This window comes from Pseudomonas sp. DWP2-2, from assembly GCF_049897065.1.
In the GTDB taxonomy this organism is placed as follows: Bacteria; Pseudomonadota; Gammaproteobacteria; order Pseudomonadales; family Pseudomonadaceae; genus Aquipseudomonas; species Aquipseudomonas paracarnis.
This window is the reverse complement of sequence record NZ_JAFCVN010000005.1, coordinates 54551-81152: the sequence shown is the minus strand read 5'-3', so window position 1 is coordinate 81152 and position 26602 is coordinate 54551. Positions and strand designations below refer to the sequence as shown.

Annotated in this window: 25 protein-coding genes and 1 riboswitch; of the genes, 11 read left to right on the top strand and 14 right to left on the bottom strand. The window is 60.8% G+C overall.

Translation table 11 applies throughout. The features are described from left to right. Positions 1-11 precede the first annotated feature (11 nt). Genes ACP7CZ_RS13040 through ACP7CZ_RS13030 form a run of 3 tightly spaced genes read left to right on the top strand, consistent with a single transcriptional unit; the run spans position 12 to position 2542 of the window. Entirely contained in the window at positions 12-1253 is a 1242-nt protein-coding gene (locus tag ACP7CZ_RS13040; protein WP_034128924.1) for a D-amino acid dehydrogenase, read from the top strand. Positions 1254-1263: 10 nt separating this feature from the next. Beyond that, complete coding sequence (locus tag ACP7CZ_RS13035; protein WP_034128923.1) at positions 1264-1614, top strand: RidA family protein; 351 nt, start codon at positions 1264-1266, stop codon at positions 1612-1614. A gap of 25 nt (positions 1615-1639) precedes the next feature. Then, complete coding sequence (locus tag ACP7CZ_RS13030) at positions 1640-2542, top strand: transporter substrate-binding domain-containing protein (RefSeq protein WP_294195679.1); 903 nt, start codon at positions 1640-1642, stop codon at positions 2540-2542. Between the two features lie 74 nt (positions 2543-2616). Here ACP7CZ_RS13030 and ACP7CZ_RS13025 read toward each other — a convergent pair whose 3' ends face one another. Continuing rightward, on the bottom strand, positions 2617-3336 hold the full coding sequence (locus tag ACP7CZ_RS13025) for a 16S rRNA (uracil(1498)-N(3))-methyltransferase (RefSeq protein WP_054897560.1): 720 nt from the start codon (positions 3334-3336) through the stop codon (positions 2617-2619). Between the two features lie 137 nt (positions 3337-3473). Next, positions 3474-4880: an adenosylmethionine--8-amino-7-oxononanoate transaminase gene (locus ACP7CZ_RS13020; RefSeq protein ID WP_034128920.1), complete on the bottom strand. Its 1407-nt coding sequence runs from the start codon at positions 4878-4880 to the stop codon at positions 3474-3476. A 272-nt stretch (positions 4881-5152) separates the two neighbouring features. Between ACP7CZ_RS13020 and ACP7CZ_RS13015 the strand changes: the two genes are divergently transcribed. Together ACP7CZ_RS13015 and ACP7CZ_RS13010 are read left to right on the top strand one after the other, a co-directional pair. After that, complete coding sequence (locus ACP7CZ_RS13015) at positions 5153-5704, top strand: cytochrome b (protein ID WP_014720299.1); 552 nt, start codon at positions 5153-5155, stop codon at positions 5702-5704. A 32-nt stretch (positions 5705-5736) separates the two neighbouring features. Beyond that, positions 5737-6336, top strand: coding sequence for a YceI family protein (locus ACP7CZ_RS13010; protein WP_014720298.1), 600 nt, complete (start codon positions 5737-5739; stop codon positions 6334-6336). A 142-nt stretch (positions 6337-6478) separates the two neighbouring features. Here ACP7CZ_RS13010 and ACP7CZ_RS13005 read toward each other — a convergent pair whose 3' ends face one another. The 5 genes from ACP7CZ_RS13005 to ahcY form a co-directional block, all read right to left on the bottom strand. Further along, positions 6479-8362 (bottom strand): DEAD/DEAH box helicase, encoded by a 1884-nt coding sequence (locus ACP7CZ_RS13005; RefSeq protein WP_054897559.1) that lies wholly within the window; start codon positions 8360-8362, stop codon positions 6479-6481. Between the two features lie 222 nt (positions 8363-8584). Next, a complete protein-coding gene (locus tag ACP7CZ_RS13000; protein ID WP_034128918.1) occupies positions 8585-9388 on the bottom strand; it encodes a substrate-binding periplasmic protein in 804 nt (267 codons plus the stop codon). Between the two features lie 63 nt (positions 9389-9451). Further along, entirely contained in the window at positions 9452-10534 is a 1083-nt protein-coding gene (locus ACP7CZ_RS12995; protein ID WP_034128917.1) for a hypothetical protein, read from the bottom strand. Positions 10535-10613: 79 nt separating this feature from the next. Continuing rightward, positions 10614-11459, bottom strand: a complete 846-nt coding sequence (gene metF / locus ACP7CZ_RS12990) for a methylenetetrahydrofolate reductase [NAD(P)H] (protein WP_034129073.1) — start codon at positions 11457-11459, stop codon at positions 10614-10616. A 178-nt stretch (positions 11460-11637) separates the two neighbouring features. After that, a complete protein-coding gene (ahcY, locus tag ACP7CZ_RS12985; protein WP_034128916.1) occupies positions 11638-13047 on the bottom strand; it encodes an adenosylhomocysteinase in 1410 nt (469 codons plus the stop codon). Positions 13048-13068: 21 nt separating this feature from the next. Further along, positions 13069-13175: riboswitch (S-adenosyl-L-homocysteine riboswitch) on the bottom strand. A gap of 198 nt (positions 13176-13373) precedes the next feature. Between ahcY and ACP7CZ_RS12980 the strand changes: the two genes are divergently transcribed. Together ACP7CZ_RS12980 and ACP7CZ_RS12975 are read left to right on the top strand one after the other, a co-directional pair. Further along, positions 13374-13778, top strand: a complete 405-nt coding sequence (locus tag ACP7CZ_RS12980) for an acyl-CoA thioesterase (RefSeq protein ID WP_034128915.1) — start codon at positions 13374-13376, stop codon at positions 13776-13778. 76 nt (positions 13779-13854) lie between these two features. Next, complete coding sequence (locus ACP7CZ_RS12975) at positions 13855-14742, top strand: formate/nitrite transporter family protein (RefSeq protein ID WP_034128914.1); 888 nt, start codon at positions 13855-13857, stop codon at positions 14740-14742. Here ACP7CZ_RS12975 and ACP7CZ_RS12970 read toward each other — a convergent pair. Further along, positions 14736-15995, bottom strand: a complete 1260-nt coding sequence (locus ACP7CZ_RS12970; protein ID WP_294195680.1) for a cation:proton antiporter — start codon at positions 15993-15995, stop codon at positions 14736-14738. The genes ACP7CZ_RS12975 and ACP7CZ_RS12970 overlap by 7 nt on opposite strands. Before the next feature lie 103 nt (positions 15996-16098). On the opposite strand from ACP7CZ_RS12970, the gene ACP7CZ_RS12965 reads away from it, so the two are divergent. Further along, the gene (locus ACP7CZ_RS12965) at positions 16099-16932 is read left to right on the top strand and encodes an EamA family transporter (RefSeq protein ID WP_054899037.1); all 834 of its coding nucleotides are present in this window, start codon (positions 16099-16101) and stop codon (positions 16930-16932) included. Between the two features lie 29 nt (positions 16933-16961). Continuing rightward, positions 16962-17348 carry an MAPEG family protein gene (locus tag ACP7CZ_RS12960; protein WP_034128911.1) on the top strand — a complete coding sequence of 129 codons (387 nt, stop codon included), beginning with the start codon at positions 16962-16964 and terminating at the stop codon, positions 17346-17348. Positions 17349-17472: 124 nt separating this feature from the next. Here the strand turns inward: ACP7CZ_RS12960 and mltA are convergent, their stop codons facing one another. Next, complete coding sequence (gene mltA / locus ACP7CZ_RS12955; protein ID WP_034128910.1) at positions 17473-18666, bottom strand: murein transglycosylase A; 1194 nt, start codon at positions 18664-18666, stop codon at positions 17473-17475. A gap of 128 nt (positions 18667-18794) precedes the next feature. Between mltA and ACP7CZ_RS12950 the strand changes: the two genes are divergently transcribed. Next, entirely contained in the window at positions 18795-19244 is a 450-nt protein-coding gene (locus ACP7CZ_RS12950; protein WP_054922352.1) for a c-type cytochrome, read from the top strand. 6 nt (positions 19245-19250) lie between these two features. On the opposite strand, the gene ACP7CZ_RS12945 is transcribed toward ACP7CZ_RS12950, so the two are convergent. The 5 genes from ACP7CZ_RS12945 to ACP7CZ_RS12925 form a co-directional block, all read right to left on the bottom strand. Then, the gene (locus ACP7CZ_RS12945) at positions 19251-19646 is read right to left on the bottom strand and encodes a DUF1090 domain-containing protein (protein ID WP_034129072.1); all 396 of its coding nucleotides are present in this window, start codon (positions 19644-19646) and stop codon (positions 19251-19253) included. A 37-nt stretch (positions 19647-19683) separates the two neighbouring features. After that, positions 19684-21348: an NAD-dependent DNA ligase LigB gene (gene ligB, locus ACP7CZ_RS12940; RefSeq protein WP_057976502.1), complete on the bottom strand. Its 1665-nt coding sequence runs from the start codon at positions 21346-21348 to the stop codon at positions 19684-19686. A gap of 95 nt (positions 21349-21443) precedes the next feature. Then, positions 21444-21794 carry a DUF1090 family protein gene (locus ACP7CZ_RS12935; RefSeq protein WP_057976504.1) on the bottom strand — a complete coding sequence of 117 codons (351 nt, stop codon included), beginning with the start codon at positions 21792-21794 and terminating at the stop codon, positions 21444-21446. Between the two features lie 212 nt (positions 21795-22006). Continuing rightward, positions 22007-23197 carry a methionine adenosyltransferase gene (metK, locus tag ACP7CZ_RS12930; protein WP_003194964.1) on the bottom strand — a complete coding sequence of 397 codons (1191 nt, stop codon included), beginning with the start codon at positions 23195-23197 and terminating at the stop codon, positions 22007-22009. Between the two features lie 19 nt (positions 23198-23216). Further along, positions 23217-24212: an ArsR/SmtB family transcription factor gene (locus tag ACP7CZ_RS12925; protein WP_054899040.1), complete on the bottom strand. Its 996-nt coding sequence runs from the start codon at positions 24210-24212 to the stop codon at positions 23217-23219. 259 nt (positions 24213-24471) lie between these two features. Between ACP7CZ_RS12925 and tkt the strand changes: the two genes are divergently transcribed. Next, entirely contained in the window at positions 24472-26469 is a 1998-nt protein-coding gene (gene tkt, locus ACP7CZ_RS12920) for a transketolase (protein ID WP_034128906.1), read from the top strand. Positions 26470-26602: the final 133 nt, after the last annotated feature.

Below are 26602 nucleotides of genomic sequence, written 5' to 3'. Positions count from 1 at the left end.
TGGGGGCTGGGATGGCCAGGCAGGTTTGCATTATCGGCGGTGGGGTTATCGGCTTGGCCAGCGCTTATGCGTTGGTGCGGGCTGGCCATGAGGTCACGCTGATCGATGCCCGTGGCACCTTGGGCAGCGAAACCAGTTTTGCCAACGGTGGGCAACTGTCCTATCGCTATGTTGCGCCACTGGCTGACGCGGGCGTGCCCTTGCAGGCAATCGGGTGGTTGCTGCGGGGCGACTCGCCCTTGAAGTTGCGACCCCGCCTTGACCCACAGCAATGGCGCTGGATGGCGGCCTTTATCGGCGCTTGCCGAGGTTCGGTCAACACGCGTAACGGTGCCCATCTTCTGCGCTTGGCTACCCTGAGTCAGGGCACGTTACAGCAGTGGCGCGAGGATGATCGCCTGGGCGGCTTCGACTGGCGGCGCAACGGCAAGCTGGTGATGTTTCGCAGTACCAGCACCTTCGAACATGCCCGCGCCAAGGTCACAAATTTCCTGCAGCAACAGGTGTTGTCGTCTGTTGAGTGCGCTCGCCTGGAGCCCGCACTGGCGGCCGGTGGCTTTGTCGGCGGCATCTACACGCCGAACGAGGAAGTGGGGGATTGTCACGCTTTTTGCCGGCAATTGGCGGCCCGGCTTGAGGCGTCGGGGCGCTGCAGGTTCTTGCTCGGGCGCAAGGTCACCGGGCTGCGCCATGCTGGCGGTGCGGTGCAGGCCATCGAACTGGGTGATGAGGTGATGCCAGTCGAGCAACTGGTCCTGGCGGCCGGTTATCGCAGCGCTGAGTTGGCACTGCCGGGGCTGTCACTGCCCTTATACCCGCTCAAGGGCTACAGCTTGAGCGCGCCGATTGGCCCGCAACACAAGGCGCCGAATGTGAGCATCACCGACTACGACCGCAAGATCGTCTACGCGCGCCTCGGCGAGCAACTACGGGTCGCGGCCATGGTGGATATTGTGGGATTCGATGCCGGCCTTGAGCCTTCGCGCCTGGCGTTGATAAAGCGCCAGGCAGTAGAGACATTTCCCCATGCAGCTGACTACGCACACGCGCTCGAATGGGCTGGCATGCGCCCGGCCACGCCAACGGGCGTGCCGCTGATTGGCGCCAGTCGCTATCGCAACCTGTGGCTGAACCTGGGCCACGGCGCGCTTGGCTTTACCCTGGCCTGCGGCAGCGGCCAATTGCTGGCCGAATTGATCGACCAGCGCACCCCTTCCATTGATATGCAGGGCCTGACGCCCCGCGCCGCTTGAGGATGCAGCCGTGACCATTACCCGAATCAACAGCAACGAACGACTCAGCGGTGCCGTGACGTTCAAGGAACTGGTGTTCCTTTCGGGCCAGGTGCCCGGCGACGGCCTGGATGTGGCCACCCAGACCCGGGAAGTGCTGGCCAGGATTGATACGCTGTTGGCCGAGGCGGGCAGCGATAAGGACCACTTGCTCAACGCGACGATCTACCTGAAGGACATCGCTGCCGGTTTTACGCCGATGAATGAAGTCTGGTCCGCATGGCTCTCGCCAGGCATGGCGCCCACGCGCACTACCTTGCAAGCAGAGCTGGCGCGGCCGAGTGTGCTGGTGGAAATCAGCGTGATTGCAGTCCGTAAATAACCTCAAAGACCCACGGAGAATAACAATGAAAACAATCCTGTTGACCAGCTGCGCGCTGGGGCTTTTGTTGAGCGCACAGGCCCATGCAACCGAAGCGCCACTGGAGGGCACTTTGAGCAAGATCGCCAGCGCCAAGTCCATCACCCTTGGCTACCGCGATGCGTCGGTGCCGTTTTCCTATGTGGGGGATAACAGTGGTAAACCGATGGGCTACTCGGTGGACCTGGCAAACAGGATTGTCGAGCGTATTCAGCAGAAAACCGCAGTGGGCGACCTCAAGGTGAAGTACAACCTGGTGACGTCCCAAACCCGCATCCCGCTGGTGCAGAACGGCACTGTCGACCTGGAGTGCGGCTCCACCGGCGTGACGGCTGAGCGCCAGAAGCAGGTGGCATTCTCCTACGGGTTTATCTATGTAAAGGGCCAGTTGCTCACGGCCAAGGACAGTGGGATCAAAGGCTTTGCCGACCTTGCGGGCAAGAATGTGGTGACCACTGCCGGCACCACCAATGAGCGCTTTCTCAAAAGTTATAACGCTGAACACAAAGCCAATATGTTCGTGATCAGCGCCAAGGACCATGGCGAAGCGTTCAAGATGCTCGAGACTGGCCGGGCCGTAGCGTTCTATATGGACGACGCGTTGCTCTACGGCGAGCGCGCCAAGGCCAAGGACCCGCATCACTGGGTGGTCGTCGGCGAGGAGCAGTCGCGGGAGATCTACAGCTGCATGGTGCGCAAGGATGACCCGCAGTTTCTCGCGGTGGTCAACGAAACCCTGGGCGAGCTGTACCGCTCGGGAGAGATCAACGGGATTTACCAGCGCTGGTTCGAGCAGCCGATTCCGCCCAAGGGCTTGAACCTGGAGTTCCCGATGACCAGCGAGTTGAAAGCGATCATCGCCAAGCCGGTGAGTGACCCAGTGGAGTAAGCCTGGGGTAACCCGATAAAACTGTGGGAGCAGGCAAGCCAGCTCCTACAGTTGATTGGGTTTACAGGGTGAGGTTAGAAGTCGCCCCAGAGTTGTTGGGCGACGGAGAGTGCGACGACGGGCGCGGTCTCGGTACGCAACACCCGCGGGCCGAGGCGAGCGGCGTGGTAGCCGGCGCCCTGGGCGGTCTCGACTTCATTGTCGGTGAGCCCACCCTCGGGGCCGATCAAGAACGCCAGGCTCGATGGCTTGGCGTGGCTGATCATCGGTTCTGCCACCGGGTGCAGCACCAGCTTCAAATCCGCCTCGGTTTGCTTGAGCCAGTCTGCCAGCAAGAGCGGGGGGTGAATCACCGGCACCGTCGAACGCCCACATTGCTCACACGCACTGATTGCCACCTGGCGCCAGTGCAGCAAGCGCTTGTCGGCGCGTTCGTCTTTGAGGCGCACTTCGCAGCGCTCGCTGAAGATCGGTGTGATGGCATTGACGCCCAGTTCAGTGGCCTTCTGGATCGCCCAATCCATGCGCTCGCCCCGGGACAGGCCCTGGCCGAGGTGAATATGCAGGGGCGATTCGGCCTGGCCGGCAAAGCTATCCGTGAGTTGCACGGTGACGCGTTTTTTACCGACTTCCAGCAAGGTGCCACGAAACTCCTGGCCGGAGCCGTCGAACAATTGCACGGCATCGCCTTCACTCATGCGCAGCACACGGCTGATGTAATGCGCCTGGGCTTCGGGCAGTTCGTGGTCACCGAGACTCAGCGGGGTGTCGGTGAAAAAGCGGGACAGTCTCATGTCTGTTCTCTGAAGAGGTTGTTTATGTAGGAGCGAGGGGGACGCCTAGTTCTTGCTCGCGAAAAATGTACATCCGACGCAGCGGTGCGCCTGGAATGCCTTCGCGAGCAAGCTCGCTCCTACAAGGATTTCGGCAATCAACCCGGATCACGGAAGCCCGGGTGAAAATCTTTGGGCACCGCCACACTGACCTTGCTGTTGGTGGCGATATCTATCCCCTCGCTGGCCACCTCGGCCAGAAAGTCGATCTGCTCCGGGGTAATCACATACGGCGGCAGGAAATACACCACGCTGCCCAGTGGCCGCAACAGCGCCCCGCGCTCCAGCGCGTGCTCGAAGACCTTCAGGCCACGGCGCTCCTGCCACGGGTAGGCGGCCTTGGTGGCTTTGTCCTGCACCATCTCGATGGCCAGCACCATGCCGGTCTGGCGCACTTCGGACACGTGAGGATGGTCGACCAAGTGCGCGGTGGCGGTCGCCATGCGCTGGGCCAGGGCCTTGTTGTTTTCGATGACGTTGTCTTCTTCAAAGATATCCAGCGTCGCCAACGCTGCCGCACAGGCCAGCGGGTTGCCTGTGTAGCTGTGGGAGTGCAGGAAGGCACGCAGGGTCGGGTAGTCGTCGTAGAAGGCGCTGTAGACCTCTTCGGTGGTGACCACGGCGGCCAGTGGCAGGTAACCGCCGGTGAGCGCCTTGGACAGGCACAGGAAGTCCGGGCGGATGCCGGCCTGTTCACAGGCGAACATGCTGCCGGTGCGGCCAAAGCCCACGGCGATCTCGTCGTGGATCAAGTGCACGCCATAGCGGTCGCAGGCTTCGCGCAGCAGCTTGAGGTACACGGGGTGGTACATGCGCATGCCACCGGCACCCTGGATCAGCGGCTCGACGATCACGGCAGCGACGGTGTCGTGATGCTCGGCCAGGGTCTGCTCCATCGCCAGGAACATGTTGCGCGAGTGTTCTTCCCAGCTCATGCCTTCGGGGCGCAGGTAGCAGTCCGGGCTCGGCACCTTGATAGTGTCGAGCAGCAACGCCTTGTAGGTCTCGGTAAACAGCGGCACGTCGCCCACCGACATCGCGGCGATGGTTTCGCCGTGGTAGCTGTTGGTGAGGGTGACGAAGCGCTTTTTGTTCGGCTGGCCGCGGTTGAGCCAGTAGTGGAAGCTCATCTTCAGCGCCACTTCGATGCAGGACGAACCGTTATCGGCGTAGAAGCAGCGGGTCAGCCCTTCGGGCGTCATCGCGACCAGGCGTTCGGACAGCTCGATCACCGGTTGATGGCTGAAACCGGCGAGGATCACGTGCTCCAGCTGATCGACCTGATCCTTGATACGCTGGTTGATCCGCGGGTTGGCGTGGCCGAATACGTTGACCCACCAGGAACTGACGGCATCGAGGTAGCGCTTGCCTTCGAAGTCTTCCAGCCATACGCCTTCACCGCGCTTGATGGGCACCAGGGGCAATTGCTGGTGGTCTTTCATCTGGGTGCAGGGATGCCACAGCACCGCGAGGTCGCGTTGCATCCACTGGTTATTCAAGCCCATCGGTGATCTCCTCGAAGCGGTCCTGCGGCGGGCGCAGGCGAAACAATCGCGCAAGCCTATGCAATGGTGGCTTGGGTCACAAGCCATTGTGGGGAAATTCGCGGTAAATGCAGGACGGTCTGTCACGTTTCCCAGGGATAGTCTTAATCCCTTGTTAATTTATGATGCCTAGCCTCGTTATCGTATTTTTCGATATTTCAAAGCAAAATTTTCCGCTTTAATTCGATAGGTAAAGCGCTAGTCTTGGGCACAGTTCTTACGGGATTAAGTACATGCAGCTACGTAATTCGCCGGCCCGCTATGGTTGGGTCAGCATGGTTCTGCACTGGGGTGTAGCCCTGGTGGTGTTCGGTTTATTTGCCTTGGGCTTGTGGATGGTCGGACTCGATTACTACAGCGCCTGGCGCAAAGATGCGCCCGACTTGCACAAGAGCATTGGCATCACGCTGTTCGCCATCATGCTGGTACGGATCGTCTGGCGCCTGGTCAGTCCGCCGCCTCCGCCGCTGGCCAGCTATAGCCGCATGACGCGGATCGGTGCCGCATTTGGGCACGCATTTCTTTATGTTGGGCTGTTTGCCGTGATGATTGCCGGTTACCTGATTTCCACCGCAGACGGTGTCGGTATCCCGGTGTTTGGCCTGTTTGAAATTCCTGCCGTGGTTTCCGGTCTACCGGACCAGGCAGATACCGCCGGTTGGGTGCACCTGTACCTCGCCTGGGTGTTGGTGGTCTTCGCTGGCTTGCACGGCGTGGCGGCACTGAAACACCATTTTATCGATCGTGATGCGACCCTTGCGCGAATGCTGGGACGCAAAGCCTGATGTTCAACCTCGACTCACAAGGAATAGAAAGCATGTTGAAAAAAACACTCGCTGCGCTGGCAATCGGTTCTGCCCTGCTGTCCGCAGGTTCGGCGATGGCCGCTGACTACGTGATCGACAAGGAAGGCCAGCACGCCTTCGTCGATTTCAAAATCAGCCACCTGGGTTACAGCTACATCACCGGTACCTTCAAGGACCTGGATGGCAAGTTCAGCTTTGACGCCGCCAAGCCCGAAGACGCCAAGATTGAAGTCAACGTGCGTACTGCCAGCGTGTTCTCCAACCACGCCGAGCGCGACAAGCACGTCAACAGCAAGGACTTCCTGGAGTCGGGCAAATTCCCTGATGCCAAGTTCGTTTCTACCAGCGTCAAGCCAACTGGCAAAAATGCTGATGGCAAGCTGACTGCTGATGTGACCGGGGACCTGACCTTCCACGGCGTGACCAAGCCGATCCTGGTCAAAGCCACGTTCCTGGGCGAAGGCAAGGATCCATGGGGCGGCTACCGTGCCGGCTTCGAAGGCACCACCAACATCAGCCGCAAGGAATTCAACAAGGACGGCATGGACGTAGGTCCACAGTCTGACAACGTGCAGTTGTACATCACGTTTGAAGGTGTGAAAGCGAAGTAATGCTTCGTATGTAGGAGCGAGCTTGCTCGCGAAGGCCGCAAGGACACCGCGTTAAACCAGGATGCCCGCGTTATCGTTGACGACCTTCGCGAGCTAGCTCCTACAGGCAAAAAAAACCCGTATCTCACGATACGGGTTTTTTTTATGCTTCGCGGTTGCGAGTCAGCAGCGCTGGTTTCTCACCACGAGGGCGGCCTGGCAGTTGATCCAACTGCTCAGGTGTCGGGAAGCGATCCGCTTTCGACTCCTTGTGGATGATCTTCGGCGCCGGGCCACCCCGTGGGTTTTGTACTGCAGGCTCGGACGAGCGAGGCTGATCGTCACGGGCAGGGCGGCGGTTGTTGCTGCGTGAATCTTCGCGACGGGCCTGGCCGTCACGCGGTGCGCCATTGCGCGGGCCGCTGCGCTTGGCAGGCGGGGTACCGGTGGTGCCGCCGCTGCTGTTGCGCGGGGCGTTCTGGCGACCGCCCTGCGGCTGGCCGCTACGTGGAGCGCCTGCGCCCTGGGCAGGAGCCCCTGGGCGACGGCCACGGCCCTGGGCCGGTTTGGCCTGGGGCACGTAGTCGACGCGGTTACCGAAGTTATCGATATCGTCGTCAAGGAACTCGTCCGGGGCGCGGTCGGCCGCGGCGCGTGGCGGCTGGCTCGGCTGGCGCTGTTCGCGGGCCGGGGTGCCTTCACGGGGCTTCTGCTCACGGGCCGGGCGTTCGCCACGGCTGCTGGTCGCGGATTTTTCCTTGCCCTTGTCCTTGCCTTTGTCGCGACGACCACCGCCACCACCGCCGCCGTTCGGGCCATCGCCCTTCGGACCACGTGGGTTGCGCGGGTTGCGCACATCCGGACGCTCGCGCGCTTCTGGCTTCTCGGCCTCCACGGCGCTGGCATCGAAGCCCATCAGGTCGCCATCGGCGATTTTCTGCTTGGTCATGCGCTCGATGCTTTTCAGCAGTTTTTCTTCGTCCGGCGCGACCAGCGAAATGGCCTCGCCCGAACGACCGGCACGGCCCGTACGGCCGATACGGTGCACATAGTCTTCATCGACGTTTGGCAGCTCGAAGTTGACCACGTGTGGTAACTGGTCGATATCCAGGCCGCGTGCGGCGATATCGGTGGCCACCAGGATACGCACGCTGCCGGCCTTGAAGTCGGCCAGGGCTTTGGTGCGCGCGTTCTGGCTCTTGTTGCCGTGGATGGCGACGGCGGTGAGGCCGTGCTTGTCCAGGTACTCGGCCAGGCGGTTGGCGCCGTGCTTGGTGCGGGTGAACACCAGCACCTGTTCCCAGGCACCCTGGGTGATCAGGTGCGCCAGCAGCGAGCGCTTGTGGCTGGCGGCAAGGCGGAACACGCGTTGCTCGATACGCTCGACCGTGGTGTTGGGCGGCGTGACTTCGATGCGCTCCGGGTTGTGCAGCAGCTTGCCGGCCAGGGCGGTGATGTCGTTGGAGAACGTTGCCGAGAACAGCAGGTTCTGACGTTTGGCCGGCAGGCGGGCGAGGACCTTTTTCACGTCATGGACAAAGCCCATGTCGAGCATGCGGTCGGCTTCGTCCAGCACGAGGATTTCCACGTGGGACAAATCGACGCTGCCTTGGCCGCACAGGTCGAGCAAGCGACCCGGGCAGGCCACCAGTACATCGACGCCACGGGACATGGCCTGAACCTGAGGGTTCATGCCGACGCCGCCGAAGATGCAGGCGCTGACGAACTTCAAGTCGCGGGCATACAGCTTGAAGCTGTCGTGCACCTGAGCGGCGAGTTCGCGGGTTGGGGTCAGGACCAGTACACGCGGTTGGCGCGGGCCGTGACGTTGGGATTTGTCCGGGTGACCGTTGGGAAACAACCGCTCCAGGATCGGGAGGGCGAAACCGCCGGTTTTACCAGTACCTGTCTGAGCCGCGACCATCAGGTCGCGACCTTGCAACACGGCGGGAATGGCCCGCTGTTGCACCGGAGTAGGCTCGGTATAGCCCGCTGCCTCGATGGCGCGGACTAAAGCCTCGGAGAGACCGAGGGAAGCAAAGGACATGAGTAATCCTGTTTTAGTTAGGGCTTGGCCCAAAGGGATAATCTTGCCGGGCGTGAATGGCGCTTAGGGGAGCGCAACCCCGTCCGGTCCTGCTGCGTCTGGCGGGCACTCCACCGGCTCGCGCGGGCTGCAAAGCTGCGCAGTAGCTGGGTTGGGTGCCGTTTTCAAGACCCGAGCGGCCGGGCGTAAGCCTGGCGGAAAGGCCGCAGTATAACAGAGCAATCACTGCGCGCTGCTTTCCTGCTGCTCAACGGCGTGTTCGGGGGCTGGTATGGGTGCCGTTTGCTCGTGCATCCGGCCATATTTGGCGCTCAATGTGGCATAGGCGGGCTCTTGCTTGAAGCGCTTGAGCTCGGCGGCAAAGCGTTGCACCAGCAGGTCCATGCCTGCGCCACGGCGTACCGCAAGAAATTGCTGCTGGCGGCTGACCACCACCGATGCCTGGCTGACTTTACCTTCCAGGCCCAGGGCCTTGAGCACGTGGTGCCCCACGCGCCGGTCAGTCACCACCATATCGACGCGCCCCAGCATGAGTTTGCCAAAGTTGGCTTCATGGCTGGGGGCGGGTTCGCGCTGGAAGGTGTTGGACTTACTGAACGCGTCGCCATAAAGGTAGCCAGGGGAAACGCCAACGGTCAGGCCGCGCAGGTCGTCGAGCGTGGCGGCGGGGTGAGGGCGTTCGTTGGCATAGAACAAGACAAATTCGACTTCCGACAACGGCTCGCTGGGATAGAGCAGCAACGCGTCGCGCTCCTGGCTGTGAAAGATATCCAGCGCGCCGTCGGCGTGGCCCTGCTCGAGCATCGCCAAGCAGCGCTTCCAGGGCAGGAACTGCCATTGCACCTCCACCCCCAGGCGCTGGAACACGATCAGGGTGGTTTCATAATCCAGGCCGGCCATGGTGCCGTTGTCTTCGTAGACATAGGGCGCCCAGGGTTCGGTGACAATGCGCAGTTTCTCGCCATGAGCGGCCAGGCTCAGGCAAGAAAACAGCACAGCGGTCAACAGCTTGAAGAGGACGGGCATACCCTGAGGTTACGACGCTCCCCGAAGAAAGAGAAGCTCTGGCACGCGCATTGGCGGGCGGTCTTACTTCGCGGGAGCGTTCAGCAGGTGTTCGTGGATCGCGGCCCGGCGCTCACCCAGAATCAAACGCACCACGGGGTTGGCGAACCAGTGTTCCAACTGGTGGGCATCAATCGGGCGCTTCTGGCGTTCTTCCTGGTTTTGTCGGGCCTTGTCCCACCAAACCGGGCCGCACGCCTGGTCGAACTCGTTTTCGTGTTCGTAGCAGCCGTAGAGAATCTCGCGGATGAACTGTTGCTGATGCTTGGGCAGCAGCAGGGTGATCAGCTTGTACATCAAACGCTGCAAACGCGGCGGGCGCGGCAGGTGCGAGGAGACTTGGCGCGTATCGGCCAGGGCTTGCACACTGGTGGGCGCGCTGGCGTGCTTGGCGATCCACGCCTTGACCTTGGCCCGGAACAGCTGTTTGCGGCTCCAGTAGTGGTGGATCAGGTCCGGGCACTCGCGCACCTTGAGGGTACGGTAGGCGGCGATGGACAGGCAGAACTCTTCCAGGGTGTAGGCGCCCTGGGCGTGGGGGAACAGTTCATCCATCAACTCGATGGAGTGGTCGAGGATGTGCGCATCCTGTTGGGTCAGGCCCATGACGCCGGAGTTGAGGGTCATCATGTCATCGTCGGCCACGCCCATGTCCAGCAGGCGCTGGCGCAGGGCGGTGTAGAGGATGCTTTCGTGATTGTCGCCGTACTTGGTGTAGAAAGCGTTGCACAGCAGGGTGCCGGGCTGTACGCGTTCGAACAGGGCCATGGGCGAATGATGGAAGAAGGTGTCGGTGTCGATGAGCAATGCTACCGGGGATTCTTGCAGCACCTGGCGCAGCACCACGTGTTTGGTGCGAAAGTGATAGCCGTGGGGCTCGCTCCAGCGTTTGCGGGTGGCCTCGTCCAGCGGGCGGACGCGCACCGGCAGCAAGCGATAGGGTTCGGGGTTGTCGCTGAATACCTGAATGTCGATGTTCGCGTCCGGCGTGTCCTGCAGGAATGCCAGTGCGCTGGCGATGCTGAATACGGCTTCCTGATGGTAGGTGTCGGCGCCGAAGACCAGGTAGACCAGTTGCGGGCGGGACGTCGAGGGCACTGTATTCATGGACTGCGGGGTTCCGTGGGTAACGTAAAACGACAAAGGCCCTCGTCAGAACGAGGGCCTTGGTACAACCGGTCAAGCGTTAACGTGGCAGCTTGAGGTTGTTCCAGATGGCAAGGCTGGGTTCAGCCTGGTTCAGGGTATAGAAATGCAACCCTGGTGCACCACCTTGCAACAATTGCTCACACATCTCGGTGATGACCTGCTCGCCGAACGCCTGGATGCTTTTGACGTCATCGCCATAGGCTTCCAGTTGCTTGCGCACCCAGCGCGGGATCTCGGCACCGCAGGCGTCGGAGAAGCGCGCCAGCTTGCTGTAATTGGTGATCGGCATGATGCCCGGCACGATCGGGATGTTCACGCCCATCGCCCGTACACGCTCGACGAAGTAGAAGTAGCTGTCGGCGTTGAAGAAATACTGGGTGATCGCACTGTCGGCGCCGGCATTGGCCTTGCGCACGAAGTTCTGCAAATCGTCTTCGAAATTGCGCGCCTGGGGGTGCATCTCCGGGTAAGCGGCTACTTCGACATGGAAGTGATCGCCACTTTCTTCGCGGATGAAGCTCACCAGATCGTTGGCGTAGCGCAGCTCACCGCTGGCCATGCCCATACCCGATGGCAGGTCGCCACGCAGGGCAACGATGCGCTTGATGCCGGCGGCTTTGTATTGGGTCAGCAGGCTACGCAGGTCGGCCTTGCTGTCGCCCACGCAGGACAAATGCGGAGCGGCGGGAACTTTGACTTCACTTTCAAGCTGCAACACGGTGTTGATCGTGCGATCACGGGTCGAACCGCCAGCGCCGTAGGTGCAGGAGAAGAAGTCAGGGCTGAAGCTGGCCAACTGCTTGGCAGTTGCCATCAGTTTTTCATGCCCAGCATCGGTCTTGGTCGGGAAGAACTCGAAGCTGTAGCGACGGTCTTGGGACATGGTCATACCCTTGGAAACTCGAAAGCCTGGAAGGCATACACAATCGATGCGGGTGCCTGGCTTTCTGTGGGAGCTGGCTTGCCTGCGATAGCATCCGCTCGGTGTTACTGGAACACCGAGGCGTCTGCATCGCGGGCAAGCCCGGCTCCCACAGAAGAGCCGGCGCCAGCAAGGCCGATCAGTAGCGGTAAGCGTGCGGCTTGAACGGGCCTTCAACCGTCACGCCGATGTAGTCGGCCTGGGTCTTGGTCAGTTGAGTCACCACGCCGCCGAAGCCGCGGACCATTTCCAGGGCCACTTCTTCGTCGAGTTTCTTCGGCAGTACTTCCACAGTCAGGCGCTCGGCTTTCTGGGCTGGCGACAGGTCGGCGTACTTCTGTTCGAACAGGAAGATCTGCGCCAGCACCTGGTTGGCGAACGAGCCATCCATGATGCGGCTTGGGTGACCAGTGGCGTTGCCCAGGTTCACCAGGCGGCCTTCGGCCAGCAGGATCAGGTAGTCATCGTTCTGTGGGTCGAAATCACCAGCGCCGGTACGGTGAACCTTGTGTACCTGCGGCTTCACTTCTTCCCATGCCCAGTTCTTGCGCATGAAAGCGGTGTCGATCTCATTGTCGAAGTGACCGATGTTGCAGACAACGGCGCGCTTCTTCAGGGCCTTGAGCATGTTCGCATCGCACACATTCACGTTACCGGTGGTGGTGACGATCAGGTCGATCTTGCCCAGCAGGGCTTTGTCGATGCTGGCTTCGGTGCCGTCGTTCTGGCCGTTGATGAACGGCGAAACCACTTCGAAACCGTCCATGCAGGCTTGCATGGCGCAGATCGGGTCGACTTCGGAGACCTTGACGATCATGCCTTCCTGACGCAGGGACTGGGACGAGCCCTTGCCCACGTCACCGTAGCCGATCACCAGGGCTTGCTTGCCCGACAGCAGGTGGTCGGTGCCGCGCTTGATCGCATCGTTCAGGCTGTGACGGCAGCCGTACTTGTTGTCGTTCTTGCTCTTGGTCACCGAGTCGTTGACGTTGATGGCCGGGATTTTCAGCTCGCCCTTGGCCAGCATGTCCAGCAGGCGGTGTACGCCGGTGGTGGTCTCTTCGGTCACGCCGTGGACGCGGTCGAGGATCTGCGGGTATTTCTTGTGCAGCAACTCGGTGAGGTCGCCGCCGTCGTCAAGGATCATGTTGGCATCCCAAGGCGCGCCATCTTTGAGGATGGTTTGCTCCAGGCACCACTCGTACTCTTCTTCGGTCTCGCCTTTCCAGGCGAATACCGGGATACCGGCAGCAGCGATAGCGGCAGCGGCCTGGTCTTGAGTCGAGAAGATATTGCAGGACGACCAACGCACTTCGGCACCCAGAGCAACCAGGGTTTCGATCAGCACGGCAGTCTGGATGGTCATGTGGATGCAGCCGAGAATCTTGGCGCCCTTGAGCGGCTGCTCAGCGGCGTACTTGCGGCGCAGGCCCATCAGGGCTGGCATTTCGGATTCGGCGATAAAGGTTTCGCGACGGCCCCAGGCAGCAAGGGACATGTCGGCGACTTTGTAGTCGTTGAAATCTGCAGGCGTCATTACAGCGCTCATAGAGAGCCTCCATTCGTAGTGTGCGAATGGGCGCCGTTGTGCGTTTAGTATCAGGCCAGGGCAACCAGGCCGGACAACGCCCCATCCGAGCCTGACAGGTTGAACCTGCTGCAGCGCCCCTCGGACAGGTGGCGGGAGAACGGTATCAATCGAAGATGACCGTTTTGAAGCGGAGGCGATTATAGCCGTGTAAGCGGCACTTCCCAAGCCTTTCTGTCGGCGGCATGAAGATCGTTCATGGGCTTGATAGCTAATGGTTCATAGAGCTTGGGTCCTTGCTCTGCCATGATGTTGCCTATCATTTGGCAAGACGCTTTGGAGTGACCATGAACTTCCACACCCGCAAATGGGTAAAACCCGAAGACCTCAACCCCAACGGCACACTGTTCGGCGGCAGTCTGTTGCGCTGGATCGACGAAGAAGCGGCCATCTACGCCATTGTCCAACTCGGCAACCAGCGCGTGGTCACCAAGTACATCTCGGAAATCAACTTTGTCAGCGCCTCGCGCCAGGGCGACATCATCGAGCTGGGGATCACGGCCACCGAGTTTGGTCGTACCTCTATTACCCTGACCTGTGAAGTGCGTAACAAGATCACGCGCAAAAGCATCCTGACGGTAGAAAAAATGGTCTTCGTCAACCTCGGCGAAGACGGTTTGCCCGCGCCTCACGGCCGTACAGAGATCAAGTACGTCAAGGATCAGTTCCAGGAAGACGGCCTCAGCGAGTAATCCCGCGCAGGACCAGTGAACGCTCTTCATCAACCATAGGTCGTACCTGAACATCGCCCCCCGTTCAGGTATCACCATGGCTACGCAAGAAGACGGCAAGACCCCCAACCTGTCCCAGGAAGAGCAGCAGGACGTCGACAAGAACCAGCCGCCCCGCGCAGCGGTATTGCACGAAATCATTCGTACCCAGGGCGACCAGGAGCTGGAGCGCAGTGTCGCCGCGTTGTGGTGGTCGGCCTTGGCAGCCGGGCTGACCATGGGCTTGTCACTGATGGCCATGGGGCTGCTCAATTCACGCCTGCCTGAGGGCGAAGCCTTCAAGGTAATTGCCAGCTTCGGCTACTGCGCGGGCTTCCTCGCGGTGATCCTGGCACGCCAGCAACTGTTTACCGAAAACACCCTGACCGCCGTGCTACCGGTGATGAGCAAGCCAACCCTGGCGAATGCCGGGCGTCTGTTGCGGCTGTGGTCAGTGGTGCTGGTGGGCAACCTGTGTGGCACCTTGCTGGTGGCATACGTGATGCTGCACCTGCCGATCTTCGATACCAAGACCGACCTGGCCTTCCTCGAGATCGGGCGCAAGGTCATGGAGAACGACCCCGCGCAGATGTTCGCCAAGGGCATCGTCTCCGGTTGGATGATCGCCACCATGGTCTGGATGATCCCGTCGATGGAGAGTGCCAAGCTGTGGATCATCATTCTGATCACCTACTTCATGGCTCTGGGTGACTTCACCCATATCGTCGTCGGTTCAGCCGAAGTGTCCTACCTGGTATTTGCCGGCGAGTTGCCATGGAAGGATTTCTGGCTGGTCTTCGCCGGGCCGACCCTGGCCGGCAACATCATCGGCGGCAGTTTCATCTTCGCGTTGATCAGCCATGCGCAGGTTCGCAGCGAAAGCAGCCTGCCAGGTAAAAAGGCTGCGGACCCGAGGCATCCGCAGCAGATCAACAAGGATCAGTGATGCTCAGGCGTGGCCTGGGGTTCGTCCCGGGTCACGTGCTTGACCAGCTTGCCGATGCTCAACCCCTGCAACAGGATCGAAGACAGCACCACGATGTAGGTGATGCTCAGCAACAAGTCACGCTCCGGGCCCAGAGGCAGGGCCAAGGCCAGTGCCACCGAAACCCCGCCGCGCAAGCCACCCCAGGTAAGGATACGGATAGTGCCGCGCGGTACCGTGCGCCAACGGCGCAGCAACAGGATCGCCGGGGCCACGGTCAGCAGGCGCGAGAGCAGGATCGCCACTGCCAGCAGGCTGGCCGCGAACACGTGCAGCCAGTTGAATGGCAATAGCAGCAGCTCCATGCCGATCAGCGCAAACAGCAAGGCATTGAGCATGTCATCGAGCAGTTCCCAGAAACCATCCAGGTAGCGACGCGTCATGTCGTTCATCGCCAGTTTGCGCCCCAGGTTGCCGATGATCAGCCCCGCGACCACCATCGCAATCGGTGCGGACACATGCAGCTCCGAGGCCATGGCCGAGCCGCCGATCACCAGGGCGAGGGTCAGCATGACTTCGATCTGGTGCTGTTCGATGCTCTTGATCATCAGGTACACGAGATAGCCGATCAGCCCGCCAAACAGCACGCCGCCAATGGCTTCGTGGGCAAACAGCATGGCCGTGGCGCTCACGGTGGGCGTCTCACCCAACTGCGCGATACCCAGCAGTACGGTAAACACCACCACGGCGGTGCCGTCATTGAACAGCGATTCGCCGACGATGGTGGTTTTCAGCGGTTTGGAGGCATTGGCGGTCCGTAGCACGCCGAGCACCGCAATGGGATCGGTAGGGGATATCAGGGCACCGAACAGCAGGCAGTAAAGGAAACTCACGTGCCAGCCAAACAGGGCGAAGATGTAGTACGCCAGGCTGCCGATGACCACGGTGGCGATCAATACGCCAAAGGTTGCCAGCAGGCCGATGGGCCAGCGGTAGCTGCGCAAGTCGTTCAAGTTGACGTGCAAGGCGCCGGCGAACAGCAGGAACGACAGCATCCAGTTCATCAGCAAATCGCCGAAGTCGATCTGGCCGATCAACTGCTGGATACGTTCTTCCAGGCCTGGGTAGCCGAGCACGCTCAGGCCTTGCAGGATCAGCGAGAACAACAGTGCGGTGACCATCACGCCAATGGTGGGCGGCAGGCCGATCAAGCGGAAGTTCACATAAGTGAGCAGGGTGGTGAGGCAGATGAAGGCGGCGACAAGTTCAAGCATCCGGGGTCCTTGGAGCAGGGAAATATAGGCGCACGGGGTGCGTCGAATCGGTAGTTAGTATAAACAGGTGCTGTTACATGACGTATCAATTAAGGAGGTTCTGGTGGTAGCGACAGCCCTGGTGCTGGTAGCGGCGCTGTTGCATGCGACGTGGAACACCTTGATCAAGTTCAGTGGCGAGCGCCTTTTAGTCATTGCCTGCATGGACAGTGTGGCACTGCTGTTCGTGGTATTCGCGGTGGGCTTCGTGTCCTGGCCGCCGCTGGACATCTGGCCGTGGATCATTGCTTCTGCGTTGTTTGAGTTGCTCTATCGCTATTTGTTGATCCAGGCCTATCGGGTGGGTGACCTGGGCCTGGTGTATCCGTTGATGCGCGGTTTGTCGCCGCTGGTGGTGCTGGTGCTGACCCTGGTGTTTGCCGGCGAAGTATTGAATACCCAGCAGATTCTGGGGATTCTGCTGATTCCGTTCGGCATGGTGTGCCTGCTGTGGCAGGGCGGCGGCGGTGACCGGTTGCCCTGGTCGATGCTACCGGTGGTGGTATTGATTGGTCTGTGCATCGGCTGCTACACCTTTCTGGACGGGCAGGCGCTGCGGCGCTGGTCGCATCCGCTGGATTATCTGGTGTGGCTGACGCTGATCAGCGCCTGGCCGTTTCCGTTGCTGGCGCTGGTGCGCAAGCGTGCGGCCTTCAGCCTGTTCTGGCGCACCCAGTGGCGGTTGGGCTTGAGCGTGGGGCTGTGCGTGTTGTTGAGCTACGCTTTGGTACTTTGGGCCATGCAGTTGGGCTCGATTGCCGAAGCCGCCGCGCTGCGCGAAGTCAGTGTGATTCTGGTGGTGCTGTTCGGCATGCGTTACTTGAAAGAACCTTTTGGCCGTCCACGGCTCATAGCCTGTGGGTTGGTGTTGATTGGCATGTTGGTGATGAAACTCTAACCGTCGGATAAAACTAAAAGGAATCGGTGATGACAGTCGCTTTATGGTGTGTATTGATCGCAATCTTTCTGCCGTACATTTGCACCGGTGTGGCCAAGTTCAGCACAGGCAAGTTCGGGCCACGGGATAACCACGACCCGCGTGCCTTCCTCGATAGCCTGGAAGGCGTCGCCAAGCGTGCTCATAGCGCGCAACTCAACAGTTTCGAAGTGACCCCGGCGTTTGCCGCTGCAGTCATCATTGCGCACCTGGCCGGCAACGCCGAACTGGTGACGATCAACGTGCTGGCAGTGCTGTTTATCACCAGCCGCCTGCTGTACATCATTTGCTACCTGGCGGACTGGGCGATCTTGCGTTCGCTGGTGTGGGCCGTGGGTATGGCGTTGATTGCGAGTTTCTTCTTCGTTTCGATGTAAGGGGTGTTGTAGGAGCGAGCTTGCTCGCGAAGAACGTCAACGATAACGCGTGCTTCCTGAGTAAGCGCGGCGCCTGTGCGTTTTTCGCGAGCAAGCTCGCTCCTAAAAAAAGCGCCAGTGATTGTCAGGTTCCGGCAGGCGCATCCGGCACCTGGGGCAACGCCGCGCCTTTGGGCCACAGCATCCAGATCTGCCCTTGCTGTTTCATATTCCCCGCCAACTCGCCTGCGGCATTGCCTGTGCCCCAGAACAGATCTGCGCGCACTTCTCCGGTGATTGCGCCGCCGGTATCCTGCGCGGCGACGGGGCGTGCCAGTGGCGTGCCGTCTGGTTTGGTGGTCGACAACCACAACAGGCTGCCCAGCGGAATCACCTTGCGATCCACTGCCACACTGTAGCCAGCGGTCAATGGCACGTTCAGCGAACCGCGCGGGCCTTCGTTGCTGTCGGGGCGGGCGCTGAAGAATACGTAGCTGGGGTTGCTCGCCAACAGTTCTGGAATGCGCTGCGGATGGGCCTTGGCCCAGGCGCTGATGGCGCCCATGGTCACGTCTTCTTTTTTCAGTTCGCCTTGTTCCACCAACCAACGGCCAATAGGGCGGTACGGGTAGCCGTTCTGGTCGCCGTAACCCACACGCAGTTGACGCCCGCCGGCCAGTTGAATACGCCCCGAGCCCTGGATTTGCAGGAACTGCAGGTCCATCGGGTCGGTCAGCCAGGCGATCGGCTTGGCGGTGGAGCCTTGGCTGTTGAGAGTGCTGGCGTCGTCATACGGCTTGAGCACACGGCCTTCCAGGCGCCCGCGCAGGCGCTTGCCCTTGAGCTCCGGATAGATGCTTTCGAGGTTGACGACAATCAGGTCGTCCGGCACGCCGTATACCGGCACATGGGCGGTGGCGGTCTTGGTCAGGCTGCCGGGGTAGACCGGCTCGTAATAACCCGTGATCAAGCCGTTTGGCGTGTTGTTGGCCGAACGCAGGCCGAAGACATCCAGGTGTTCCTTGAGAAAGCTACGAACCGCTACGGCATCGCCCGGTACGCTGGCCGCTGTCGCGCAGGTCGGGCCCCAGATCGGGTCGGCCTTGAGGCGCTGGCAGGCGCTGCGCCAGGATTCAAACCCGGCGAGCAAGTCGCTGTCGGAAACGCTCGGCAGGGCTTCCCACGGTGCGCTCACATAGGTGGCAACGGCGTGAGGTTTGGTTGGCTCCTGGGCAACTTCTTTATCGGTGTCTTTACCGGCATCGCAGCCGGCCAGTAGCGCGAACATTGGCAGAGCCCAAGCCAGGCGGCGGCCCCAGGGTTTGAAGGTGACATTCATGCAAGCAATTCCTGAAACGATTGCCCGCGCTTCACTGCATCCGGGCAACCTTATTATTAATAGGGCTATTGGTCTTTGTGGGCGGTGCGAGGATACTGGCCGCCGTTTCCCGTGACCTTGAAGCCATGATGATGTTAAAAAAACTGACCGTTGTATTGCTGGCCTGCCTGGCTTTGTCTGCCTGTGGCGGTGTTGATCCCAATTCCCCCCTGGGCCAGCGCAAGGCGATCTTCAAGCAGATGCTCAAGACCGGTGAAGACCTGGGCGGCATGCTGCGCGGACGTATCCCATTTGATGGCGCCAAGTTCGCCGAGGGTGCGGTCAAGCTGGATGCGTTGTCCCATGAACCGTGGAAACATTTCCCGAGCGTACGCGAAGAAGACCACACCAGTGCCAAAGATGATGTGTGGCAAAAACAGGCGCAGTTCCAGCAACTGGCCCGCGAACTTGAGGCGGCCACCGGTGAATTGGTGATCGCCAGCCAGGTGCAGCCTTATAAAGCCAGTAGCCTTCAACCTCCGGTGCAAAAAGTTGAAGATGCCTGCAGCGCCTGCCATAAACAGTTCCGCGATCATTGATCGGTTTTACTGGTCGAGTTCTTCCACTGCGTCCTGCAGCTCTTTACGCGAGTCGGCCAGTTTCTCCTTACGCTTGTTGATCTTGTCCGGGTCGCCTTTTTTCATGGCTTTGTCGAGGTCGGCCTGACGGCGGCTGACTTCGTGCTTGGCGTCGAGCACCTTGTTTTCACGTTCTTTCTTCAAGCCGGCATCGGTGCAGTGGGCGGTAACTTCGGCCAGGGCTTTTTCCAGGCCAGCCTGTTGCGCGCTGTTGCCGTGGGCCTTGGCTTGTTCGATCTGGCTGCTGATGGCCTGGCGCTTGGCGGCGCAGCCGGTGAGGGGTTGTGCGTCTTCGGCGGCCAACAGCGGCGTGGCCATGAAGCTCGCGAAGGTCAGCAAGGCAAAGGGGGCGAGAAATTTCATATAAGACTCCAGGTTCGCAATCAGGTGGGGGAGGGGATCAAAACCCATCTATCCCGGCTCCGCGTAATGTTTCAGCCAAGGCTTGTACCTGCGGGTCGCGAAAAAAAGCGCTGAGTTGCGCCGCGCGTCCCGGGCCGATGCCATCTGAGGCCAGCCAGGCTTGAGTGTCTTTGGCGACCAGCGTCTGCCAGTCTCCTTCCAGGTTGTTGCGCGCCGCCGGCGGCACGCCCAAGGCCTTGAGCCATAGTGAAAAAGGGCGTTGCCGGGCGCTTTGAATACTGTCGAGCACCCGCGCACGGGTACGCTCGCCTAAGCCCTCAATGGTAGCAAGCTCGGCCGCATCAAGTGTCAACCAATCGAGAAAGCCTGCGATTAGACCGGCCTGGATCAATACGTTCCAGGTTTCGCGCCCCATGTGGGGCAAGGCCAGGCCGTGTTTACCGCTCAGCCAGGTGAGGCGGGCGAGCAGTTGGTCTTCGCAGCCAGGGTCCAGTTGCCAGCAGCTCAAGGCGTGGAAGTCTTGAGCGTTGGGTACCTGCACGTCCACGCGTGTCTCGTTGCGCAGGATCACCTCGTCCAGTCGCGGTATGACCTGGCCCGCCAGGCTGATCGACACGTGATCGCCGGGGCGGATATCCAGGGCTTGCCAGCGTTTCAGGGAGCCGACGCTCACTCGGCTGATCTGCCGATCATCCAGCCGTACGGGCTCCAATTCGAGGATAGGTGTAATACGCCCGGTACGTCCCACCCTGAACTCGACCTTGCGCACCAGGGCCAGTGCCTTGATAGCCGGGTACTTCCAGGCAACCGACCAGTAGGGCGCACTGGCTTGCCAGCGCTCGGCGGGCGCTCGCGCAGCCTGGTGCAGCACCACGCCGTCGCTGGCGAAGGGTAATGGCGCGTTGTACCAATGCGTGCGCCAATGCGCAGCTTCGCTGATGGTGCTGACGGGTTGGCTGTACTGTTGGCTATCGGTGAAGCCCCAGCGCGCCAAGGTGGCAAGGTGTTCGGTGAAGTCCGTCGGGCCGTCTGGCCACGCCCAGACGAACAGGCCGATCCCGGCAGCCTCGGCATCGCTCAACCGACGACGGTTCATCAGGCCAGCCACTTTGCTGCGTGCATTGAGCCCGCCCTTGAGCGATTGCACATGGTGGTTGAGGCGCCAATAGAGTTCGCCTTGCAGCACCACATCAACGGCGTCGGGCAACTGTTGGACAATGCCGGGGATCTTGACGGCGGAGGCTGACCAATCGTGGCCAAGCAGGCCGTCGCCCCGACTGATGAGCTGATGCAAGCGGCCCTGGCGATACACCAGTGTCACCGCAACGCCATCGACCTTGGGTTGGACCCAGACATCCTGTCGAGTGCTGAGCCAGTCACTGACGGCCGGCTCGCTCGGCAGCTTTTGCAGGCCAGTGTGTGCGGCCGGGTGAGGTAAGGTACCGCGCGCACTGGCCAGCGGGTTATCAGGCTTGGGTGTCTGCTCGCGAGTGCATTCTTGCCAATGCGCCAGGCGTCTGCGGGCCTGGTCGTAGAGCTCATCGCTGATCAGGGCTTGGCCCTGTCGATGGTAGCTGTCGTCCCACTGCTGGATTTGCCTGGACAGGGTTTCCAGCTGTGAGTGAACGTCATCGGGGCAGGTTTCGGCCCAGGCCCAGGCGGGTGCGGCGCTTATGAGAACAGCCAGTAATACGTGCATCATGAGCATCCTTGCTCGAAAAGGGGGGCCAGCCTAAGTGATCCGTGCGCCCACAAAAAAGCCCCGACCGAGCGGGGCTTTTTACCGGGTGTTTCTGTTTACTTGAACAGGCCGCCCAAGGCCTTCACAGCATCATTGTTTTCAGCCTTGGCCTGCTGCTTCTGCTGCTTGGCGTCGACTTTTGCCTGGCTGTCGGCGAGTTTGTTGCAAGCTTTGTTGACCTGCTCCAACGCAGTCTCATACGCCCGCACTTTCAGCAGATCGTTCTTGGCATTGGCCGCGTCGATCTTGGCTTGCAGGTCTTTGGGTTGCTGCTGGCAGTCGCCGGCATTGCCGCCACCGAGCTGGGCACTCAGGGCACCGCTCAAAGCGTTCAGGTCAGCGGCCTGGGCCGACAGGGTGAACAGGCTGAGCAGAAGGGCGGCAGGGGCGAGCGTGGAAATGCGCATGAAAACCTCAATGTTCGATTGCCTGCGCGCTTATCCATCCCGGGCGGGCGCAGTGCAATATCCAAATAAGGTGAAGGGCCCGAGAGGGCGCGGATTCTAGTGGGCCATCATTTGGCCTGCAAGCCTTGGATCCAAAAAAGCCCGAAGTGGTCCTGCAGGCAACAAAAAGCCCCGCCAGGCAGACCTGGCGGGGCTCTATTTGCCGCGAACGATTACAGGCCGGCGGCGGTACGCAGGTCGTTGGCGCGGTCGGTTTTTTCCCAGGTGAAGGTGCTGAAGGTGTCATCACCCACAGTCTTCTGCGCAGGGGTGCGGCCGAAGTGGCCGTAGGCTGCGGTTTCCTGGTACATCGGGTGCAGCAGGTCGAGCATGGTGGTGATTGCGTAAGGGCGCAGGTCGAAGATCTCACGCACCAGCTTGACGATCTTGTCATCGCTGATCTTGCCGGTGCCGAAGGTGTTCAGCGAGATCGACGTAGGCTGGGCCACGCCAATGGCGTAGGAAACCTGGATTTCGCAGCGCTCGGCCAGGCCGGCAGCCACGATGTTCTTGGCCACATAACGACCGGCGTAAGCCGCAGAACGGTCAACCTTGGAAGGGTCCTTGCCGGAGAATGCACCACCGCCGTGACGGGCCATGCCGCCGTAGCTGTCGACGATGATCTTGCGGCCGGTCAGGCCGCAGTCGCCCACGGGGCCACCGATGATGAACTGGCCGGTCGGGTTGATGTGGAACTGGGTGTCCTTGGTCAGCAGTTCGGCAGGCAACACATGCTTGACGATCAGCTCCATCACGCCTTCACGCAGGTCGGCGTAGGACACGTCCGGGTTGTGCTGGGTCGACAGTACGACGGCGTCGATGCCCACGACTTTGCCGCCTTCGTAGCGGCAGGTCACCTGGGACTTGGCGTCAGGGCGCAGCCATGGCAGTACGCCGGATTTACGCGCCTCGGCCTGGCGTTGTACCAGCTGGTGCGAGAAGGTAATCGGCGCGGGCATCAGTACGTCGGTTTCGTTGCTGGCGTAGCCGAACATCAGGCCCTGGTCGCCGGCGCCCTGGTCTTCAGGCTTGGCCCGGTCAACGCCCTGGTTGATGTCCGGGGACTGCTTGCCGATGATGTTCATCACACCGCAGGTTGCGCCGTCAAAGCCGACGTCGGAGCTGTTGTAGCCAATGTCGGTGATTACGTCACGCACGATCTGCTCCAGGTCGACCCAGGCAGTGGTGGTAACTTCGCCGGCGATGATCGCCACGCCCGTTTTCACCAGCGTCTCGCACGCCACACGGGCGAACTTGTCTTCAGCGATGATAGCGTCCAGCACCGCGTCAGAAATCTGGTCGGCGATTTTGTCCGGATGCCCTTCAGACACGGACTCGGAGGTGAAAAGGGAGTATTCGCTCATCTCGATGTTTTCCTGATATTTACCGATGGTGAGTGTCGCCAGCCGGTCGCTGAAAATGGCGGACCTGAATCTGGAAACCATTACGTAAACCTACATAGAGGCTTTCCCCGGGAACGAGTCCCGCAGCGGTGGCCCAACGGGCCAGATCGTCCTGTTCAAAACCCAGCCAGAGATCACCGCAGGCCTCCTTGGCCCAATTCTGGTTGTGGCTGCATAAATCCGTAACCAGGAGGCTACCGCCGGGGTGCAGCAACCCGGCCATTTGCTTGAGAGCTTCTGCCGGTGCGGCGAAATGGTGCAAGACCATGTTCAGCACCACGCAATCGGCTCGCAGGCCGGTGTCACTCAGGGCGTCGGCCAACTGCAGGCGCACATTTCCCAAGGCTTCGCGCTCACAGAGTTGGCGCGCCAGTTCAAGCATCGCCGGGCTGTTATCCAGCGCGGTCACCTGCTCGAAGCGGCGCGCCAGTTCGGGCAGGAAACCGCCGTCGCCAGGGCCGACTTCCAAGGCCGTGGCCTCTTCACTGAAGCTCAGCTTGTCCAGCAGCGCCAGTACGCTTTCGCGGTACTGTGCCAAGCCGGCGATCAGATCCTGCTGGGCGCGAAACTTATCGGCCACCCGTGAGAAAAAATCCTGGCTGGCGGCGGCGCGTTGCCCGTGCACCTGGCCGATACGCGATTGCACATCGCCGGGCAGGCACAAGTTATCCACTTCTTCGAGCAGGGCAGCGTGTAATTTGCCGCCAAGCAGTTCGGTATGGGGCAGTGCACGCCGGTAGAAAATCGCATTACCTTCGCGACGGGTGGCCACCAGGTCGGCCTGGGCCAGCACCTTCAAATGGTGGCTCATGCCGGACTGGCCGATGGCGAAGATCTGCGCCAGCTCCAGTACTCCGAAAGAATCGTTGGCCAGTGCGCGCAGTACGTTCAAGCGCAACGGATCGCCAGCGGCCTTGCACAAGGCAGCCAGTTCATCGCCGTCGTCAGGACGCAGGGAGGGCACGGGTAGGTTCATAAGGCCAGCAGTCTAGTGACGGGTGTAGATCCTCGCAAGGCCAATATCAAAAAGTTTTGATATTGAACGATAAGTGGCGGTTATAAGCCGTCGCTATAACCTTAAGACGAACCGGTTAAAGGTTTCTGCAAGGGATTGATGCCCAAAGCACAGGAAAAACGCCCTCAAGTGACTATCTGTCATTGCCCGCAGGCGGTGGCTGAGGGAAAATGCCGGTCCTTTTTTCCGTTTCTTTTCAGCAAACTCCAGGAGATCAGCGATGCCCAGCCGTCGTGAGCGTGCCAACGCCATTCGTGCCCTCAGCATGGATGCCGTGCAAAAAGCCAACAGCGGCCATCCCGGTGCCCCGATGGGCATGGCGGATATCGCCGAGGTACTTTGGCGTGACTACCTGAAACACAACCCGAGCAACCCGTCGTTCGCCGACCGTGACCGCTTCGTGCTGTCCAACGGCCACGGCTCGATGCTGATTTATTCGCTGCTGCACCTGACCGGCTACGATGTCACCATCGACGACCTCAAGAGCTTCCGTCAGCTGCACAGCCGCACCCCGGGCCACCCGGAATTCGGCTACACCCCGGGCGTCGAGACCACCACCGGTCCCCTGGGCCAAGGCCTGGCCAATGCGGTTGGTTTCGCCCTGGCGGAAAAAGTCCTGGGCGCGCAGTTCAACCGCCCCGGCCACGACATCGTTGACCACCACACCTACGTATTCCTGGGTGATGGCTGCATGATGGAAGGCATCTCCCACGAAGTCGCTTCCCTGGCCGGTACCCTGGGCCTGGGCAAGCTGATTGCCTTCTACGATGACAACGGCATCTCCATCGACGGTGAAGTCGAAGGCTGGTTCACCGACGACACGCCAAAGCGTTTCGAAGCCTACAACTGGCAGGTGATCCGCAACGTCGACGGCCACGATCCGGAAGAAATCAAGATCGCCATCGACACCGCTCGCAAGAGCGCGCAGCCAACCCTGATCTGCTGCAAGACCACCATCGGTTTCGGCTCGCCGAACAAGCAAGGTAAAGAAGATTGCCACGGCGCCCCGCTGGGTGACGCGGAAATCGCCCTGACCCGCGAAGCGCTGAAGTGGAACCACGGCCCGTTCGAAATCCCGGCCGACATCTACGCCGAATGGGATGCCAAGGAAAAAGGCCTGGCGGCTGAATCCGAGTGGGACCAGCGTTTCGCTGCGTACTCCGCCGAATTCCCTGAATTGGCCAACGAGCTGGTACGCCGCCTGGCCGGTGACCTGCCTGCCGACTTCTCGGAAAAGGCCTCGGCCTACATCGCTGAAGTCGCGGCCAAGGGCGAGACCATCGCCAGCCGTAAAGCCAGCCAGAACACCCTGAACGCCTTTGGCCCGTTGCTGCCTGAGTTCCTCGGCGGTTCGGCTGACCTGGCCGGTTCCAACCTGACCCTGTGGAAGGGTTGCAAAGGTGTCTCGGCCGAAGACGCCAGCGGCAACTACATGTACTACGGCGTGCGCGAGTTCGGCATGAGCGCCATCATGAACGGCGTGTCCTTGCACGGCGGCCTGGTGCCATACGGCGCAACCTTCCTGATGTTCATGGAATACGCACGTAACGCCGTACGTATGGCGGCGCTGATGAAGAAGCGCGTGATCCACGTCTACACCCACGACTCCATCGGCCTGGGCGAAGACGGCCCGACGCACCAGCCGGTCGAGCAATTGACCAGCCTGCGCACCACGCCGAACCTGGATTGCTGGCGCCCAGCCGACGCCGTGGAATCCGCCGTGGCCTGGAAGCACGCCATCGAGCGCAAGGACGGCCCTTCGGCGCTGATCTTCTCGCGTCAGAACCTGCAGCACCAGGTGCGTACCGACGCGCAGATCGCCGACATCAGCCGTGGCGGTTATGTGCTCAAGGACTGCATCGGCGAGCCGGAGCTGATCCTGATCTCCACCGGTTCCGAAGTGGGCCTGACCGTTCAGGCGTACGACAAGCTGACCGAGCAAGGCCGCAACGTTCGCGTTGTGTCCATGCCGTGCACCAGCGTGTTCGAAGCCCAGGACGCCGGCTACAAGCAATCGGTGTTGCCGTTGCAGGTCAGTGCGCGTATCGCCATCGAGGCGGCTCACGCCGACTACTGGTACAAGTACGTGGGCCTGGAAGGCCGTGTGATCGGCATGACCACCTACGGTGAGTCGGCGCCGGCGCCAGCGTTGTTCGAAGAGTTCGGTTTCACCCTGGAAAACATCCTGGGTCAGGCTGAAGAGTTGCTGGAAGACTAAGTCAGTCTGCGTTGTCTGTACTGGTGCCATCGCGGGGCAACCCCCCCCCCCAATTTGTTGAACGGGCCCCGGGGGGGCGGGGGGTGCCGCCCGGGGGCCCCGAACATAAAAAAAGTAAAAAACAATATAGGGG